This is a genomic window from Streptomyces sp. NPDC096012 (assembly GCF_040426375.1).
In the GTDB taxonomy this organism is placed as follows: Bacteria; Actinomycetota; Actinomycetes; order Streptomycetales; family Streptomycetaceae; genus Streptomyces.
On the sequence record NZ_JBEOTD010000023.1, the window covers coordinates 37,361 to 54,567 of the forward strand.

At 74.1% G+C, this 17,207-nt stretch carries 12 protein-coding genes and 4 tRNA genes; 11 read left to right on the forward strand and 5 right to left on the reverse strand.

What is annotated here, in order from left to right; translation table 11 throughout:
* Positions 1–50 precede the first annotated feature (50 nt).
* The 8 genes from ABVB68_RS21960 to ABVB68_RS21995 all read left to right on the forward strand — a co-directional run bounded on the left by ABVB68_RS21960 (position 51) and on the right by ABVB68_RS21995 (position 12,503).
* On the forward strand, positions 51–1,094 hold the full coding sequence (locus ABVB68_RS21960) for a methionine ABC transporter ATP-binding protein (protein WP_353602805.1): 1,044 nt from the start codon (positions 51–53) through the stop codon (positions 1,092–1,094).
* Positions 1,091–1,834, forward strand: coding sequence for a methionine ABC transporter permease (locus ABVB68_RS21965; RefSeq protein ID WP_353602806.1), 744 nt, complete (start codon positions 1,091–1,093; stop codon positions 1,832–1,834). The genes ABVB68_RS21960 and ABVB68_RS21965 overlap by 4 nt, the downstream gene beginning before the upstream one ends.
* A 69-nt stretch (positions 1,835–1,903) precedes the next feature.
* Positions 1,904–2,734: a MetQ/NlpA family ABC transporter substrate-binding protein gene (locus ABVB68_RS21970; protein ID WP_353602807.1), complete on the forward strand. Its 831-nt coding sequence runs from the start codon at positions 1,904–1,906 to the stop codon at positions 2,732–2,734.
* 211 nt (positions 2,735–2,945) lie between these two features.
* A complete protein-coding gene (locus ABVB68_RS21975) occupies positions 2,946–3,584 on the forward strand; it encodes a GNAT family N-acetyltransferase (protein WP_353602808.1) in 639 nt (212 codons plus the stop codon).
* 122 nt (positions 3,585–3,706) lie between these two features.
* Positions 3,707–4,918, forward strand: a complete 1,212-nt coding sequence (gene cbiE, locus ABVB68_RS21980) for a precorrin-6y C5,15-methyltransferase (decarboxylating) subunit CbiE (RefSeq protein WP_353602809.1) — start codon at positions 3,707–3,709, stop codon at positions 4,916–4,918.
* A 342-nt stretch (positions 4,919–5,260) separates the two neighbouring features.
* Complete coding sequence (gene cobT / locus ABVB68_RS21985; RefSeq protein ID WP_353602810.1) at positions 5,261–10,234, forward strand: nicotinate-nucleotide--dimethylbenzimidazole phosphoribosyltransferase; 4,974 nt, start codon at positions 5,261–5,263, stop codon at positions 10,232–10,234.
* Positions 10,235–10,378: 144 nt separating this feature from the next.
* Positions 10,379–11,611, forward strand: coding sequence for a uroporphyrinogen-III C-methyltransferase (gene cobA / locus ABVB68_RS21990; RefSeq protein WP_353602811.1), 1,233 nt, complete (start codon positions 10,379–10,381; stop codon positions 11,609–11,611).
* 73 nt (positions 11,612–11,684) lie between these two features.
* Entirely contained in the window at positions 11,685–12,503 is an 819-nt protein-coding gene (locus tag ABVB68_RS21995) for a TrmH family RNA methyltransferase (protein WP_353602812.1), read from the forward strand.
* A 17-nt stretch (positions 12,504–12,520) separates the two neighbouring features.
* Here ABVB68_RS21995 and ABVB68_RS22000 read toward each other — a convergent pair whose 3' ends face one another.
* Positions 12,521–13,933: a serine/threonine-protein kinase gene (locus ABVB68_RS22000; protein ID WP_353602813.1), complete on the reverse strand. Its 1,413-nt coding sequence runs from the start codon at positions 13,931–13,933 to the stop codon at positions 12,521–12,523.
* 604 nt (positions 13,934–14,537) lie between these two features.
* On the opposite strand from ABVB68_RS22000, the gene ABVB68_RS22005 reads away from it, so the two are divergent.
* From ABVB68_RS22005 to ABVB68_RS22015, 3 genes are all read left to right on the forward strand, one after another.
* Entirely contained in the window at positions 14,538–14,714 is a 177-nt protein-coding gene (locus ABVB68_RS22005) for a hypothetical protein (protein ID WP_185091440.1), read from the forward strand.
* Between the two features lie 686 nt (positions 14,715–15,400).
* Positions 15,401–16,381: a phosphotransferase family protein gene (locus ABVB68_RS22010; protein ID WP_353602814.1), complete on the forward strand. Its 981-nt coding sequence runs from the start codon at positions 15,401–15,403 to the stop codon at positions 16,379–16,381.
* An 80-nt stretch (positions 16,382–16,461) separates the two neighbouring features.
* Positions 16,462–16,755: a TFIIB-type zinc ribbon-containing protein gene (locus ABVB68_RS22015; RefSeq protein ID WP_353602815.1), complete on the forward strand. Its 294-nt coding sequence runs from the start codon at positions 16,462–16,464 to the stop codon at positions 16,753–16,755.
* A gap of 56 nt (positions 16,756–16,811) precedes the next feature.
* On the opposite strand, the gene ABVB68_RS22020 is transcribed toward ABVB68_RS22015, so the two are convergent.
* The 4 genes from ABVB68_RS22020 to ABVB68_RS22035 all read right to left on the reverse strand — a co-directional run bounded on the left by ABVB68_RS22020 (position 16,812) and on the right by ABVB68_RS22035 (position 17,176).
* A tRNA-Val gene (locus ABVB68_RS22020) sits at positions 16,812–16,883 on the reverse strand.
* Positions 16,884–16,912: 29 nt separating this feature from the next.
* A tRNA-Val gene (locus ABVB68_RS22025) sits at positions 16,913–16,984 on the reverse strand.
* Between the two features lie 45 nt (positions 16,985–17,029).
* A tRNA-Val gene (locus ABVB68_RS22030) sits at positions 17,030–17,101 on the reverse strand.
* A gap of 1 nt (position 17,102) precedes the next feature.
* A tRNA-Cys gene (locus tag ABVB68_RS22035) sits at positions 17,103–17,176 on the reverse strand.
* Between the last annotated feature and the right edge of the window lie 31 nt (positions 17,177–17,207).

Here is a 17,207-nt window from a genome sequence, read left to right on the forward strand (position 1 = left end):
GTGTCCCGGGCACACCCACGCCCGCGCACTCGACAGTGACGGAAACCCACGTGATCACCACCTCGGGCCTGACCAAGGTCTACCGCTCCCGCGGCCGTGAGGTCACCGCCCTCGACGGCGTCGATCTGCACGTCCGCGAAGGCGAGGTCTACGGCGTCATCGGCCAGTCCGGTGCCGGCAAGTCCTCCCTGATCCGCTGCGTCAACCTGCTGGAGCGCCCCACCGCCGGCACCGTGACCGTCGCCGGGCGGGACCTCACCGCCCTGGCCGGCCGCGGACCGCGCGCCGGACGGGAACTGCGCCGGGCACGCAGCCACATCGGTATGGTCTTCCAGCACTTCAACCTGCTGTCCTCGCGGACCGTCCAGGAGAACGTCGAGCTGCCGCTGGAGATCCTCGGCAAGTCCGGCAAGGAGCGCTCCCGCAAGGCGCTGGAGCTGCTGGACCTGGTCGGCCTCGCCGACAAGGCCGGGTCCTACCCGGCCCAGCTCTCCGGCGGCCAGAAGCAGCGCGTCGGCATCGCCCGGGCCCTCGCCGGCGACCCCCAGGTGCTGCTCTCCGACGAGGCCACCAGCGCCCTCGACCCGGAGACCACCCGCTCCATCCTCCAGCTGCTGCGCGACCTGAACCGGCAGCTGGGCCTGACCGTCCTGCTCATCACCCACGAGATGGACGTCGTGAAGTCGGTCTGCGACTCCGCCGCCCTGATGGAGAAGGGCCGGATCGTGGAATCCGGCACCGTCACCGAGCTGCTGGCCACCCCCGGCTCCACGCTCGCCGCGTCGCTGTTCCCGGTGAGCGGCGAGCGCACCGGCGCCGACCGGACCGTCCTCGACGTCACCTTCCACGGCGAGGCCGCGACCCAGCCGGTCATCTCCCAGCTCTCGCGCACCTACAACATCGACATCTCGATCCTCGGCGCCGCCATCGACACCGTCGGCGGCCTGCAGATCGGCCGCATGCGCATCGAGCTGCCCGGCCGCTACGAGGACAACGTGGTGCCGATCGGATTCCTGCGCGAACAGGGCCTGCAGATCGATGTCGTCGGCCACCGGGACGAGGCGCCCGCGCTGGTCAAGGAGGGTGCGAAGTGACCTGGTCGGAGATGCAGCCGGTGCTGTCCCAGGCCTGTTGGGACACCCTCTACATGGTCGGCTGGTCCACGCTGATCGCCGTCGTCGCCGGACTTCCGCTCGGCATCCTGCTCGTCCTCACGGACCGGGACGGACTGCTGCGGAACGTCGTCGTGAACAAGGTCATCGGGCAGGTCGTGAACGTCGCGCGCTCGATGCCCTTCATCATCCTCATGGTCGCGCTGATGACCTTCACCCGCTGGGTCACCGGCACCACCATCGGCCGCGACGCCGCCATCGTGCCGCTCGCGATCGGTGCCATCCCGTTCTTCGCCCGCCTGGTGGAGATGTCCGTCCGCGAGGTGGACGGCGGGCTCGTCGAGGCCGTCCAGTCCATGGGCGGCAGCACCTGGAAGGTCGTCCGCAGCGTCCTGGTCCCCGAGGCGCTCCCCTCGCTGATCTCGGGCGCCACCACGACCGTCATCGCCCTGATCGGCTACTCCGCCATGGCGGGCACGGTCGGCGCCGGAGGCCTCGGCGACGTCGCCGTCCGCTACGGCTACCAGCGCTTCGAGACCGGCATGATGTGGATCACCGTCGCCATCCTGGCCGTCGTGATCTCCCTGCTGCAGGTCGTCGGCGACGTCGCGGCCCGCTCCCTGCACCGCCGCGGCGGCAGGTCCGGCGCCCCGCTGCTCTTCAGGCCGCTCCGAGGCGTCTTCGCCGGCACCGTCGCCGCCGACGCCGTGAAGAAGAGCTGACCGCTCTCTCCCGAACTCCCCGTTCACCCGTACACGGGGTCGCACCACCTTTAAGGAAAGGCACTTTTCGTGCGTAACACCGCAAAGCTCACCACCGCCGTCCTCGCCACCGGAGCCCTCACCCTCGGGCTGACCGCCTGCGGCTCGGGCAAGAACTCCGGCTCCTCCGACACCAGCGGCCCGCTCGTCGTCGCCGCGAGCCCGACCCCGCACGCCGAGATCCTCGACTTCGTCAAGAAGAACCTGGCGAAGAAGGCGGGGCTCGACCTGGAGGTCCGCGAGTTCACCGACTACATCACGCCGAACACGGCGACCGAAGACGGCGACGTGGACGCCAACTACTTCCAGAACCAGCCGTACCTGGACGACTTCAACAAGAAGCGCGGCACCCACATCGTGCCCGTCGTCACGGTGCACCTGGAGCCGCTCGGCCTCTACTCGCACAAGGTGAAGAAGGCCGACGCCCTGAAGAGCGGTGCCACCATCGCCGTGCCGAACGACGCCGTCAACGAGGCCCGCGCGCTGAAGCTGCTGGCCGCCAACGGGCTCATCACCCTGAAGGCCGGCGCCGGCAACGAGGCCACCCCGCAGGACATCGCGAAGAACCCCAGGAACCTCAGGTTCAAGGAGGTCGAGGCGGCCCAGACCGCGCGCTCCCTCGACGACGTGGACGCGGCCGTGGTCAACGGCAACTACGCCATCTCCGCAGGCATCAAGCCCGCCAAGGAGGCGCTGGTCCTGGAGTCCGCGAAGAACAGCCCGTACGGCAACTTCCTCGCCGTGAAGAAGGGCGACGAGAAGGACCCGCGGGTGCAGAAGCTCGCGAAGCTCCTCACCTCCCCCGAGGTGAAGAAGTTCATCCAGGACAAGTACCAGGGCTCGGTCATCCCGTCGTTCTGATCCACCGGAACGACACCTCCGCAGGACGGGGCCCGCACCCGGCGCCGGCCGTCCACCGCCCTCGGCGACGCACGGGGTCCACTCCCTCACGAGGAGTGGACCCCGTCGTGCGGTTCAGTGGTTTCATGCTGCATGCTGGGCAGTTCAGCAGGCCGGCCCCCCACGGTCCTGATGGCCCATCAACGGTTTTCCGAAGGTTACGGAGCGGCGCATGACTAGCACCTTCCCCAACGTCTCCATCAGCACGGAGCGGTTGGTGCTGCGTCCCCTCGACGAGGACGACGTGCCCGCGCTGGCCGAGATGATGAACGACGAGCAGATCGCCGCCTGGACCGACGTGCCCCAGCCGTTCACCGAGGGCGGCGCCCGGCACTGGATCACCGAGTACACGCCCGCCGAGCGCACCGCCGGCCGCGGCCTGGACCTCGCCGTCACCGAGTTCCTCACCCAGCGCCTGGTCGGCATCGTCCAGCTCGCCAAGACCGACTGGCACATCCGCTCGACGGAACTGTCGTACATCATCGCCCCCTGGGCCCGCGGGGAGGGCTACGCCTCCGAGGCCGCGCTCGCCACCGCCCAGTGGCTCTTCGGCGACCAGAAGTTCGAGCGCATCGAGATCCGCACCGCCGCCGACAACACCGCCTCCCAGCAGGTCGCCCAGAAGATCGGCTGCATCAGCGAGGGCGTACTGCGCAACGCCTGCATAGTCCACGTGCGCACCGAGGACGGCACCTGGACCGACATGCGCACCGACTTCATCGTGTGGAGCCTCCTGCCGGAGGACCTCGAAGGCACCGAAGGACAGCTCGCCGACCCGGACGGTTTCGCGTCCTACTCCGACTGGAACTGACCCCGACGGGGAAGGCGGCCCTCGGCCCCCGCGCACGGCCGACCGCCCCACCGGGTAGTCTCACGGAGCCCGACACGGGCCCTCCCCCCTGACGACCTGCGGAAACCAGGAGACACACGACGATGGCCGACCGGGTCACGGTGATCGGCTGGGACGGTTCGCCGCCGACCGACGCGGCACGCTCCGCCCTCGCCGCCGCCACGCTCGTGGCGGGCGCCGCCCACCACCTGGCGCTGCCCGAGATCCCTCCCGCCGCCGAACGCGTCCGCCTCGGCAGCGTCGCCCTGGCCGCCCGCCGGATCGCCGCCCACCGCGGCACCGCGGTCGTGCTCGCCGACGGCGACCCCGGCTTCTTCGGCGTCGTACGCACCCTGCGCGCCCCCGAGTTCGGCCTGGAGGTCGAGGTCGTGCCCGCCGTCTCCCCCGTCGCCACCGCCTTCGCCCGCGCCGGCATGCCCTGGGACGACGCCCAGGTGGTCGTCGCCCACCCCCGCACCCTGCGCCGCGCCGTCAACGTCTGCCGCGCCCACACCAAGGTCGCCGTCCTCACCGCGCCGGGCGCCGGCCCCGCCGAACTCGGCCTCCTGCTGGAGGGCGTCCACCGCACCTTCGTCATCTGCGAGGAACTGGGCACCGAACGCGAGCAGGTCACCGTCGTCACCTCCGACAAGGCCGCCGACCACAGCTGGCGCGACCCGAACGTCGTCATCGTCATCGGCGGCCCGATGGAGGTCGCCGCGGGCGGTGGCTGGATCGCCGGGCGCGACCCCGGCGCCGGGCCGCGCGGCTGGGTGCAGCCCGCCCACGCCTACGGCGGCGGCCTCGGCGAGGGCGAGACCGAACTGCTCCGCGCCGCCCAACTCGCCCGCCTCGGCCCCCGGGTCGGCGATCTCGTCTGGGACATCGGCTGCGGCAGCGGTGCGTTCGCGGCCGAGGCCGCGCGCGCCGGAGCCGCCGTCATCGCGGTCGACCGGGACGGGCAGGCCTGCGCCCGGACCGAGGGCGCCGCGCGCCGGTTCGGTGTACAGCTGCAGGTCGTGCAGGGCACGGCCCCGCACGTCCTGGAGAACCTGCCCGAGCCGGACGTCGTACGGGTCGGCGGCGGGGGAGCGGCCGTCGTCTCCGCGGTCGCCGACCGGCGCCCGCAGCGCATCGTCACGCACGCCGCCACCCGAGACGCGGCCGAACTCGTCGGCCGCGACCTGACCGAGCACGGGTACCGGGTGGAGTGCGCCCTCCTGCAGTCCGTCGAACTCGACACCCGCGCCTGGACCGAGACCGAGCGGAGCGTCGCGTTCCTGCTCAGCGGCGTTCTGCCGGATCGCGCCCCGTGATCGGGTTGTCGTACCGCGCGCGGTAGGCTGGCCGATCGTTGTACCGCACCGAGCCCGGAGCTTCGTTCGCCAATGTCCGGAACGCGCGCCCCGTTTGAGGTGGGTGTGGTACGGCGGACCGGAGGACGCGCAACGTGGCGCAGTCCACAGCGGACTGTCGCGGATCATGCTGTCGCGACGGCGGAACGGCCGGGACAATGCCACTGAATGGCTTTGTCGTCTTTTGCGGGCGGGTCGTTCGTGCCGCTGGGCACGGACGCTCGTTCTTCACAGCGGGGCGGTCGGTGCGCCGTTCCGGGTGAGCTGGTCGTGGAAGCACTAACCGATGGGCGAGGGGTACGCATGACGGACACCGGCCAGGTCCCGGGCGAGGGGCAGCCGGAGAGCGCAGGCATGGTGGAGCAGCCGGGCGCTGCGTACACCTACCTCTCCGAGGCACCCGCCGGCGACGAAGACCTGCTGCTGCCGGGCGCCCAGGGCGCGTGGGGCAACGAGGTTCCGCCGCCGGCCCCGGAGCCGGTGGTCGAGGCCGTCCACGAGCCGGGCCCACACGAGACGTCCGGCCGCGACAGCGGCTCGGTCGACCTCAGCGGCGTCCGCCTGCCCGCTTCGGCTCCGGCATCCGTACCGCCGTCGCCGATCCTCTCCGCCCCGCACGACCCGGCGGCCGCCCCGCAGCCGGCGCGCCGCCCGCTGCACCTCGGCCCGCCGATCCCGGACGCCTCCGCGAGCCCGGTCCGCTCCCTCGCCGACCGCGGCCCCGCCGGCGCGCCGGTACGGCAGCCCGGCCCGGCCGCGAGCGGCCCCGAGTACCTCGACGGGCAGCCTCTGCGGGACATGGGCCCGCAGACCGCGAGCCCCTGGGGCGCGGCACCGGGCGCCCCGGCCGACGCCGGCGCCGGCACGGACGCCGTCGCCGCCACCGAGGTGGGGCCGGAGGCAGATGCGCAGGCCCCGGCCGCCGAAACGGTCGACCCGCTCGCCGGTCCCGCTGCGGACACCTCCGCCGACCCCTCCGGTGCCGCCCAGGCCACGCTGGCCCGCCTGGCGACCCAGGCGGTCGCGCAGCCACCCGCCCCGGCCCAGGTCGTGCACGGCCACGACGGCGTCCAGCCGGCCCACGGCCATGACGGCGTGGACACCGTTGCGGTGGCCCAGGCAGCCGACGAAGCCCAGCAGGCCGCGGCCGCGCAGGTCGGGCAGGCCGCCATGGCGGCTGCCGGCCGGGTCGCCGTGGCGGGCGATCTCGCCGCGGACGGTGGTCCGGCCGTCGAGACCTCGCCGATGACCGGGGCGCCGGCCGCACAGCCGGCCGACGGCACCCCGCCGGAACCGGAAGACGGCGCCCCCGGCCGGCCCGCCGACGCACCGACCGCGTTCCAGGAGACGGAGGCGGGGACGGCCCAGCCGGGTTCCGTCCAGCAGCCGGAGGAAGCCGGGCCGGAGTCCGTCCAGGGCGAGGCCGAGGGTTCCCTCCAGGGCGGGGCCACGGCGGGTTCCGGCCAGGGCGGCGTCGACTTGCCTTCCGTTCAGGACGGAGCCGAGCCGGCGTCCGTCCAGGGCGCTGTCCACCCTGGTTCGGTTCAGGACGCGGGGCACGGGGTGCCCGCCGACGCCGCGGCGGCCGGGATGCCGCTCGGCGGTCCGGTCGCGGACGGCGCCGAGACGGCCGAGACCGCTCTGCTCCGGCAGGCGGCACCGGAAGGAGGCCCGGCACAGGCAGCGGCAGAAGCACCGGCAGGGGCCTTCGAGGTGGCCGGGCCGGAGCAGGGACCGGAGCAGGGCGTGAGCCTGCCGGAGGGTGCGGACGCGGAAAGCCCCGCCGGGGCTCCCGTTCCCGTGGTCGCCGGGGGCGCGTCGACGGACGCGGTCGAGGCCGACGCCACCGGCACCACCGGGGAGGCAGCGGGTGCCGCCCCCGCGCAGGCCGAAGCCGTCGCTTCCGGCCAAGGTACGGCGGGTGCCGAAGCCGCTGCTTCCGCCCGTCCCGCGAGCGAGGCCGACACCGCCTTCGCCGTGCAGGGCATGGCCGAGGCCGCCGCCCGGCCGCAGTCCGCCCCGGACACCGAGGGCACCGCGCGGATGCAGCCCGGCAGCACCGGGACCGAGTCCGGGACGGAGGCTCAGCCCGCGACCGCGGAGGCTGGGCCCACCCCCGCGCAGCAGCAGGGCGGCGTCGTGGAGGCTCAGTCCGGCACCGCCCAGGACTCGCCCACCGGCCGGGCCGTGCATGCACCCGAGTCGGCAGAGACGTCCGGCGCTCCGCAGGCACCCGAGTCCGTCACCCCCCATGCCGTACCGGATGCGGTGGAAGCCGAGGTCCCCGTGGCACAGGAACCTGAACAGGTCCAGGCCGAGGGCGACGGCATCCCCGAGCCGCATCTCCTTCCGGCGCAGGGCCCGCAGCCGGCCGAACCCGGCCTGCCCGTGGCCGAACCCCTGGCAGCCGTGCCGCAGACTCAGCCCTCGGACCTGACCGGGGCCGAGCCCCCCGCAGGCGTGCCGTGGTCCCAGCCGTCGGGCCCGCTGGAGGCCGAGGCCGCGGTCCGGCCCGAGCCGTCGGCCGTGGTCCAGCCCGACCCGCAGGCCCCCGCGGCCCGGCAGGAGCCCGTGGCCCAGGACGCCTTCGCCCAGGACGCCTTCGCCCAGGACGCGTCGGCCGAGGACGCCGTGGCCCAAGGCGCGGCGTACCCCCCGGCCACCGCCCCCGGCGTACCCGCGGGCCCGCAGGACCGGCCGGCCGAGCCCGCCCCCGCGGCGGCCGGGGCCGACGTCACGGCGGACCCTTCCGCCGTGCCCGCGCACGAGCCCCAGCCCGATCCCGGACCCGCCCCCGTGGTCGCCGGTGCCGAAGCCGCGGCGACGTATCCGGAGGCCGCGCAGGCCGACGCCGCCACCGGCCGGCCCGGTGCTCCCGGGTGGCCGGATGCCGCCGGAAGCGCCGAGGCGTTGCCGTCCGGCGTCCCGCTGGGCTCCCATCCCGACCAGCCGCTCGGCCGGTTCGTGCCGGTGGAGGGCCAGGTGCCGACCACTCCGCACCTGGCGCCGACCCCGCCGCACCCCCTCGTACTGCCCGCCCAGGGCCCCGACGGCACGCAGGCACCCGAGGCTCTCCAGGGCCCGCAAGCGGCCGACGCCCCCCAGAACTCCCAGGACGCGCAGGTGCCGGACGCCCCGCAGGACCCCCAGGACGCGCAGGTGCCGGACGCCCCGCAGGACCCCCAGGACGCGCAGGTGCCGGACGCCCCGCAGGACCCCCAGGACACGCGGGTGCCGGACGCCCCCCAGGACTCCGAGGGTCCGCACGTGCCCGAGGCCGTCGAGCCCGCGCAACCCCTGCCGGCCGCCGCTCAGGCTCCCCAGGGTCCCCAGGCCGCCCAGGAGTTGCCGCAGGTGCCGCAGGAGCAGCCGGAGCCCGTGGCGACGGTGCCCGCGCCGCGCGAGGCCGAGCCGGACGGCGTGCCCGCCGGGCCGGACGCCGGGCACGCACCCGATGTCGTACAGCACGCGGAGGACCTGCGGACCAGGGCCGCCGACCAGGAAGAGAGCACGGCCGACGTGGCAGAAGCACGACAGTCCACCGGCCCGGCCGCGCCCGGCTACGCCGACGCCGAACGCGAGGCCGTCCTGAAGGTCATGCGCGAGCGCCGCGACATCCGCAACGGCTTCCGCGGCGACCCGATCCCGCACGACGTGCTGCTGCGCGTCCTGGAGGCCGCCCACACGGCGCCGTCCGTGGGCCACTCGCAGCCCTGGGACTTCGTCGTCATCCGCTCCGCCGAGACCCGGCGGACCATGCACGAACTGGCGATGCGTCAGCGTGAGGCGTACGCCAAGTCGCTGCCCAAGGGCCGGGCCAAGCAGTTCAAGGAACTGAAGATCGAGGCCATCCTCGACACCCCGGTCAACATCGTCGTCACCGCGGACCCCACCCGCGGGGGCCGCCACACCCTCGGCCGTCACACCCAGCCGCAGATGGCGCCCTACTCCTCGGCGCTCGCGGTGGAGAACCTCTGGCTCGCCGCCCGCGCCGAAGGCCTCGGCGTCGGCTGGGTCAGCTTCTTCGACGAGCGGGAGATGGTCCGCGAGCTCGGTCTGCCCGAGCATCTGGAGGTCGTCGCGTACCTGTGCGTAGGGTACGTGGACGAGTTCCCGGACGAGCCCGAGCTGATGCAGGCCGGCTGGTCCAAACGGCGCCCCCTGTCCTGGGTGGTGCACGAGGAGACGTACGGCCGCCGCGCCCTGCCCGGAGAGGACCCCCACGACCTGCTTGCCGAGACCGTCGCACAGATCCGCCCGCTCGACGCCAAGGCGCTCGGCGAGGCGTGGGAGCGCCAGAAGCGCATGACCAAGCCGGCCGGTGCGCTCGGCATGCTGGAGATCATCTCCGCGCAGCTGTCCGGGCTGTCCCGGCAGTGCCCGCCGCCGATCCCGGAGCCCGCCGCCGTCGCCATCTTCGCGGGCGACCACGGCGTGCACGCCCAGGGCGTCACCCCCTGGCCGCAGGAGGTCACCGCCCAGATGGTGGCCAACTTCCTGGGCGGGGGCGCGGTCTGCAACGCGTTCGCCACCCAGGTCGGCGCCGAGGTGTGCGTCGTGGACGTCGGCGTCGCCGCCGACCTGCCCGCCACCCCCGGGCTGCTGCCCCGCAAGATCCGCGGTGGCACGTCCGACATGACCACCGGCCCCGCGATGACCCGCGAGGAGGCCAAGGCGGCCATCGAGGTCGGTATCGAGACCGCCCGCGACCTGGTGGCGGCGGGGAACAAGGCCCTGCTCACCGGTGAGATGGGCATCGCGAACACGACCGCGTCCGCCGCGCTGATCTCCGTCTTCACCGGTGTCGACCCGGCCGAGGTGACCGGTCGCGGCACGGGCATCAACGACGAGACGCTCGCCCGCAAGACCGACGTGGTCCGCCGGGCCCTGGAGTTCCACCAGCCGGACCCGGCCGACCCCGTCGGGGTCCTCGCGGCCATCGGCGGCTTCGAGCACGCGGCCATCGTCGGCCTGCTCCTCGGCGGTGCCTCGCTGCGTACGCCGGTGATCCTGGACGGCGTCAGCGCCGGCGCCGCGGCCCTGGTCGCCCGCGCGATCGCCCCCGAGGTCCTCGCGGCCTGCATCGCGGGCCACCGCAGCGCCGAGCCCGGCCACGTGGCCGCCCTCAACAAGCTGGGCCTGCGCCCCCTGGTCGACCTCGACCTGCGCCTCGGCGAGGGCACCGGCGCGCTGCTCGCCCTGCCCCTGGTGCAGAGCACGGCGCGGGCCATGCACGAGGTGGCCACGTTCGACTCGGCGGGAGTCACCGAGAAGTAGCCGCCGACGCACGGGGCGGTCCGGGTGCCCGGCTGCCGGACCACCCGTGCGTCCCGCCCTGCCCACAGCGTAAAATCCGCACGTCAGGGCCGCTTCACAGGTGCAGCGCGCCCACCTCACAGCTGCACGAGGGAGCCCTATCCCATGGCCGAACACCCCGCCTACCCCGTAGGCCTCCGCCTCTCCGGCCGCCGCGTGGTCGTCCTCGGCGGCGGTCAGGTGGCCCAGCGGCGGTTGCCGGCGCTCATCGCCGCGGGTGCGGACATCGTGCTCGTCTCGCCGGCGGCGACGCCCTCGGTGGAGGCCATGGCGGACGCGGGTGAGATCAGCTGGGAGCAGCGCGACTACGCCGACGGCGACCTCGCCGAGGCCTGGTACGCGCTCATCGCCACCAGCGACCCCGAGGCCAACGAGCGGGCCTCCGCCGAGGCCGAGCGGCACCGCGTCTGGTGCGTGCGCTCCGACGACGCCGACCGGGCGACCGCCTGGACCCCGGCGACCGGTCACAGCGAGGGCGTCACCGTCGCGGTACTCACCACGAACGCGCGCGGCCGCGACCCGCGTCACACCGCCGCCATCCGGGACGCGGTCGTCGAGGGCCTGCGCGACGGCACCCTGGTCGCCCCGCACCACCGCACCCGTACCGCCGGCGTCGCCCTGGTCGGCGGCGGCCCCGGCGACCCGGACCTGATCACCGTCCGCGGCCGCCGGCTGCTCGCCGAGGCGGACGTCGTCATCGCCGACCGGCTCGGCCCGCGCGATCTGCTCGCCGAGCTTCCGCCGCACGTCGAGGTGATCGACGCGGCGAAGATCCCGTACGGGCGGTACATGGCCCAGGAGGCCATCAACAACGCGCTGATCGAGCACGCCAGGCAGGGCAAGTCGGTCGTCCGGCTCAAGGGCGGCGACCCGTACGTGTTCGGCCGTGGCATGGAGGAGGTCCAGGCGCTGGCCGAGGCCGGAATCCCCTGCACGGTGGTGCCCGGCATCTCCAGCTCGATCTCGGTCCCGGGCGCGGCGGGCATCCCGGTCACCCACCGCGGGGTCGCCCATGAGTTCACCGTGATCAGCGGCCACGTCGCCCCCGACGACGAGCGCTCCCTGGCCGACTGGCCGTCGCTCGCCAAGCTCACCGGTACGCTCGTGATCCTGATGGGCGTCGACAAGATCGGGAAGATCGCCGAGACGCTCGTCGCGCACGGCAGGTCGCCCCAGACCCCCGTCGCCCTCGTCCAGGAGGGCACCACGGCCGCGCAGCGCCGGGTGGACGCCACCCTCGCCACGGTCGCCGAGACCGTACGGGTCGAAGACGTGCGGCCCCCGGCGGTCATCGTCGTCGGAGAGGTCGTGAACGTCGGTCCGGAGTCCGCCTCTTGATCACGCGTAACCCGGGGTAACGCACCCCCGCCCAGCCGTTGGCACCACACCCAGGACAAGGCAGTATCACCCTGTGGCCGATCTCATCACCGTCGAGGATCCCGACGACCCCCGCCTGTCCGACTACACGGGCCTGACCGACGTCGAGCTGCGCCGCAAACGCGAGCCCGCCGAAGGCCTGTTCATCGCCGAGGGCGAGAAGGTCATCCGCAGGGCCAAGGAAGCGGGCTACGAGATGCGCTCCATGCTGCTCTCGGCCAAGTGGGTCGACGTCATGCGTGACGTCATCGACGAGCTGCCGGCCCCGGTCTACGCCGTCAGCCCGGAGCTCGCCGAACGGGTCACCGGGTACCACGTGCACCGCGGCGCCCTCGCCTCCATGCAGCGCAAGCCGCTGCCGACGGCCGCCGAACTGCTCCGCTCCGCCCGCCGGGTCGTGGTCATGGAGTCGGTCAACGACCACACCAACATCGGCGCGATCTTCCGCTCGGCCGCGGCCCTCGGCATGGACGCGGTCCTGCTGTCACCGGACTGCGCCGACCCCTTGTACCGCCGCAGCGTCAAGGTCTCCATGGGCGCGGTGTTCTCGGTGCCGTACGCGCGGCTCGAGACCTGGCCCAAGGGCCTGGACTCGGTCCGCGAGGCCGGCTTCACGCTCCTCGCGCTCACCCCGGACGACAAGGCCCGCACGCTCGACGAGGCCGCCGCGCACAAGATGGACCGGGTCGCGCTCATGCTCGGCGCCGAAGGCGACGGACTGTCCACGCAGGCCCTGGTCGCCGCCGACGAATGGGTCCGCATCCCGATGTCCCACGGCGTCGACTCGCTCAACGTGGGCGCCGCCGCGGCGGTGGCCTTCTACGCCGTGGCCACCGGCCGGCCGGAGTCCTGAAGCGGCCCGGCCGCCCCTCACTTCCCGAAGTCCGGGCCCAGCGTCGTCGGCATGCGCCCGTCGGACGCCGAGTCGTCCCCGTCGATCGGCAGGGAGCCGGGCTGTGCGTGCCGCTGGACCCCGTCCTCACCGCCGAGCCCGCGCGCCGGGCCCTGGCAGCCCTGCGCCACCGCGATGCCGAGCGCCACGAGCAGCGTCACCACCACGAACACGAACAGCCGCTGCCGCAGCAGCCGCGGATTGGCCGGTCCCCGCCGCCCGGCTCCCGTCGTGCGCTGCCCCGGCCGCCCGGAACCGCCGCGCGGAGCGGGCCGGCTCCCGCTGCCCGAGCGCGGGGCGCCGCCGCGCGGCGCCGGGGTCGGGCGTGCCGCACCCGGCCGGGAGGCGGTCCCTCCGGCACGGGAGCCGCTGCCGCCCCGCGAGGGCACCGCGCCGCGCGCGGGCGTCCCGCCACGGGCGGGCGCGGCACCGCGGGGGACCGGTGTGCCGGGAGCGGTGCGGCGCTGGGCGCGCTGCTGCTCGGGATAGGTTTCGACGAGCCGTCCGGTGGGCCGGTCCGCCTCGGCGGAGCGCGGCGCCGGCGGCCGCACGTCGGGCAGGCCCTGCGCCTCGCGGGCGGCGATCTCCTTGAGCCGCAGCGACAGCTGCAGCGTGCTCGGCCGGTCTTCGGGGTCCTTGGCCAGACAGGCCCGCACCAGCGGGGCGAGCGCGTCGGGTACGCCGGACAGGTGCGGCTCCTCGTGCACCACGCGGTACAGCATCACCTCGGAACTGCCCTGCCCGAAGGGCGAGTCACCGGTCGAGGCGTACGCCAGGGTCGCGCCCAGCGAGAAGACGTCCGTCGCCGGGGTGACCGCCGCGCCCCGCACCTGCTCCGGGGCGAGGAAGCCGGGGGAGCCGACCGCGGTGCCCACATGGGTGAGGGTGGAGGCGCCGGTGGCCCAGGCGATGCCGAAGTCGATGATCCGCGGCCCCTTGGGGGACAGCAGGATGTTGGACGGCTTCAGGTCCCGGTGCACGACACCGGCCTCGTGTACGGCGACCAGTCCCTCGGACAGGGCGGCGCCGACCGCGGCCGTGTCCGCCGCGCCGAGTGGTCCCTCGTCGGCGACCTTGTCGTGCAGGGAGGGCCCGGGGACGTACTGCGTGGCGAACCAGGGCCGCTCGGCCTCCAGGTCCGCGGCGACCAGCCGGGCCGTACAGCCGCCCCTGATCCGCCGGGCCGCCGACACCTCACGCGCGAACCGGGACCGGAACTCCTGGTCCTCCGCGAGGTCGGGCCGGATCACCTTGAGCGCGACCCGCTGGCCCTTCTTGTCGGAGCCGAGATAGACCACGCCCATCCCGCCCGCGCCGAGCCGTCGGTGAAGCCTGAACGAGCCGACGACGCGCGGGTCCTCGCGCCTCAGGCGCATCATCGCCATGTTCATCCCCGCTGCCCGGTCCCTGTGACGTGGCACAGCTTACGTTTCCACGGCCGCCCGCGCGCAGAGGCCGCGCCCTCCGGGCCGGTCGGATTACGCGAGCCTCCCGCACGAGGTGAAACACGGTCAGGAAGCCTCCGCACGCGGGACCATTGACCATGCGGCGACATCAACCCGACGGCACCTGAACGGTGTTGGGGTCGTGAAGGGGGCGTGCAGGTGGCGGGCCCTACCCGTCACGCCCTCGCCGCGAACGGCTCACGGGGCCGGGCGCGCAGGGGATCGCGCGGCGCCCCGCGCTCCCCTTCCACCCCCTGGTGGAGTGAGGGAAGTCACTCCTCCCGGCCCAGCGGACGCTTCGGAAATGACGGGACACAGTGGACGCCCCCTCCGGGAAGACCCCGAGACCTAGGACCGCTTCTCCACCCAGGGGAGTAGTCCGCAGGTCATGGCTCATCCTCCGGGAGGCCCGGCAATCGGTACGAAGGCATGACGCCGGTCAGCGGCCCCGCGCCTAGATTTGAGGTCAAGCGGCGGGTGCAGCACTCGTCCCCCGAGGTCAGACACCCGCCGCTGCGCAACGACAACCGAAACGGTCAGGAGAGGGACCATGGCCCACACGGCACCGCGACGCACGACGTTCGCCCCTCGCCGCACGGGCCGTCGCCACCCCTTGGTGGCGACGCTCATGGCCCTTCCCCTGGCGGCCCTGCTCCTGCTCGTCTTCGACGGCTGGGAGACGGTGGCCACACAGGCGTCGTCCGTGGGTGTGATGCTGGGGCGCTGAGCGGCGTCCCCAGGCCCGGAAGAGCGGTCCGGGCGGGGACATCCATCCATGAAACCCCGTGGGGACGGGGGTGCGGCGGACGGCACAAATGCCGGCGCAGCTGGGGAGCTGCGCCGGCATTGCCCCGTTTCCGGCGAGCCGCGGCCACCTGCCCGCGAGCACCCGTGATCCGGCCGCCTGCGCAGGCGGCGGGCGAAGGGGAGTGCGGGGCGGGCGCGGGCGGGTCCGGCGCCGAAGCGGTGAAGCAGGCCGCGTTCCTGGGCCGGCACGGCTCGAAGGCGGCCAGGCGCTGGGCGTTCCTGGGCCGGCACGGCTCGAAGGCGGCCAGGCGCTGGGCGGTCCTGGGCCGGCACGGCTCGAAGGCGGCCGGGCGTACCCGTGGGCCTGGGCCTGGGCCGGCACGGCACGTGAGCGGCCGGGTGCTGCGCGGGTCTGGGCCGGCACGGGACGAAGGCGGCCGGGCGTTCCGCGGGGTTGGTCCTGGGCCTGGGCCGGCACGGCTCGAAGGCGGCCGGACGTTCCGCGGTCCTGGGCCTGCCTGGGCCGGCACGGCACGAGAGCGGCCTGGCGCTGCGCGGTCCTGGCCGAGCCGTCCCCTCCCGTCCGCCGGGGGGTCCGCGGTGCCGGTGGGCCCGCGCGGGCGGCCGGGTACGCTCACCCCCGCACACCCGACCCCAGAGGCCTTCGTGAACCTCCTGACCGCACTCGCCGCGAGGGCGAGAGCAGCCGCCCACCCGCGAGCGGGCGCAGCCGGATGCGCCTGCGACACCCCGGCCCCGCTCGCCGACCGGCCCGACGCCACCGTCGTACGCCATGCCGGCACCGTCGCGAAGGCCCACGCCCCCGGCACCGACCCCGCCGAGCTGAGCCTCCGCCTGGCCACGGCCGCCCGCCTGCCCGACGTCCTGCTCGCCCCGCTGGCCCCCGCCCCGGCCCCGCTGCACGACCGCCTGGTCACGCTCTGGCCGTACGGCACCCCCGTGGACCCAGGCGATCCGGACGCCGCTCCCTGGGAGGCCGCCGCCACCCTCCTGGCCCGGCTCCACCGCACGCCTCCGCTCGGCGCGCTGCCGGCCATGCGCGGCCCCGCCAAGGCCGCCCGGGCCGTCGGCCGCCTGCACGAGGCCCTGCGCACGGCGCCGCACGGCCGCCTGCACGAGGCCCTGCGCACGGCGCCGCACGCCGCCGCCCGCCCCGTACTGCGGGCGTGGGCCGCGTTGCCCGCCTGGGCCCGGGGCGAGGCTCCGATGCCCGGGCCGACGGCCCTCTGCCACGGTGACCTGCATCTCGGCCAGCTCGTGCGGCACCCGGTGCCGGACGGCTCCTGGCGACTGATAGACGTCGACGACCTCGGCACCGGCGTCCCGGCCTGGGACCTCGCCCGCCCCGCGGCCTGGTACGCCTGCGGACTCCTGCCGCCCGGCGAATGGGACCGCTTCCTGACCGCCTACCGAAGGGCCAGCGGCCCGGCCGTACCCCCGGACGGCGATCCCTGGAGCGCCCTGGACGTCCCGGCCCGCGCGCTCACCGTGCAGACGGCCGCGCTGGCGATCGCGAAGGCGCTCGCGGCCCGCCGGCCCCTGGACGAGGTGCAGCAGGCCCTGATCGACGCCTGCGCCCGAATGACCTCCGTTCGCCGCCGGTTGACCTCCGGATTCCCGGACTAGGCTGCAACCACCCGAGGCCGGACGGAGTCTGTCCTGGGGAAACACGAAGCAGGACCGACCGGCGAGGAGTTGAGCCGACCATGCAGTGTCCGAAGTGCCATGCGCCGATGCACACCTACAACCGCAACGGCGTTCAGATCGAGCAGTGCAGCGGCTGCCGCGGCATCTTCCTCGACTACGGCGAGCTGGAGTCGCTGACCCGCCTGGAGTCCCAGTGGGTCCAGCCCGCGCCGCCGCCCCCGCCCGCCCCGCAGTCGTACCCGGCTCCGCCCGCGCCCGCCTGGGGCGCCCCGCACGGCGGCCACCACGGCGGCCACGGTCACTACGGCCACCAGCGTCACAAGAGCTTCGGCCACATGCTGTTCTCCAGCTGAGCGCCTCCACAGACAATGCCCCCGGCCGTCGAGACGGCCGGGGGCATTGCGGTGTGTGGACGATACTGGGATTGAACCAGTGACCTCTTCCGTGTCAGGGAAGCGCTCTCCCGCTGAGCTAATCGTCCGCGGGCTGTGACTCGGGGATCACAGTCTGTGCGCGATACTGGGATTGAACCAGTGACCTCTTCCGTGTCAGGGAAGCGCTCTCCCGCTGAGCTAATCGCGCGGAAACGGATCTTCGAGAGGACCCGCGGGTCCTTCCAAGATCCAGTGGACGATACTGGGATTGAACCAGTGACCTCTTCCGTGTCAGGGAAGCGCTCTCCCGCTGAGCTAATCGTCCTTGGAGGTGGAGACGGGATTTGAACCCGTGTAGACGGCTTTGCAGGCCGTTGCCTCGCCTCTCGGCCACTCCACCAGGAGTGTAGGGGATCGGGACGACCCCTTCT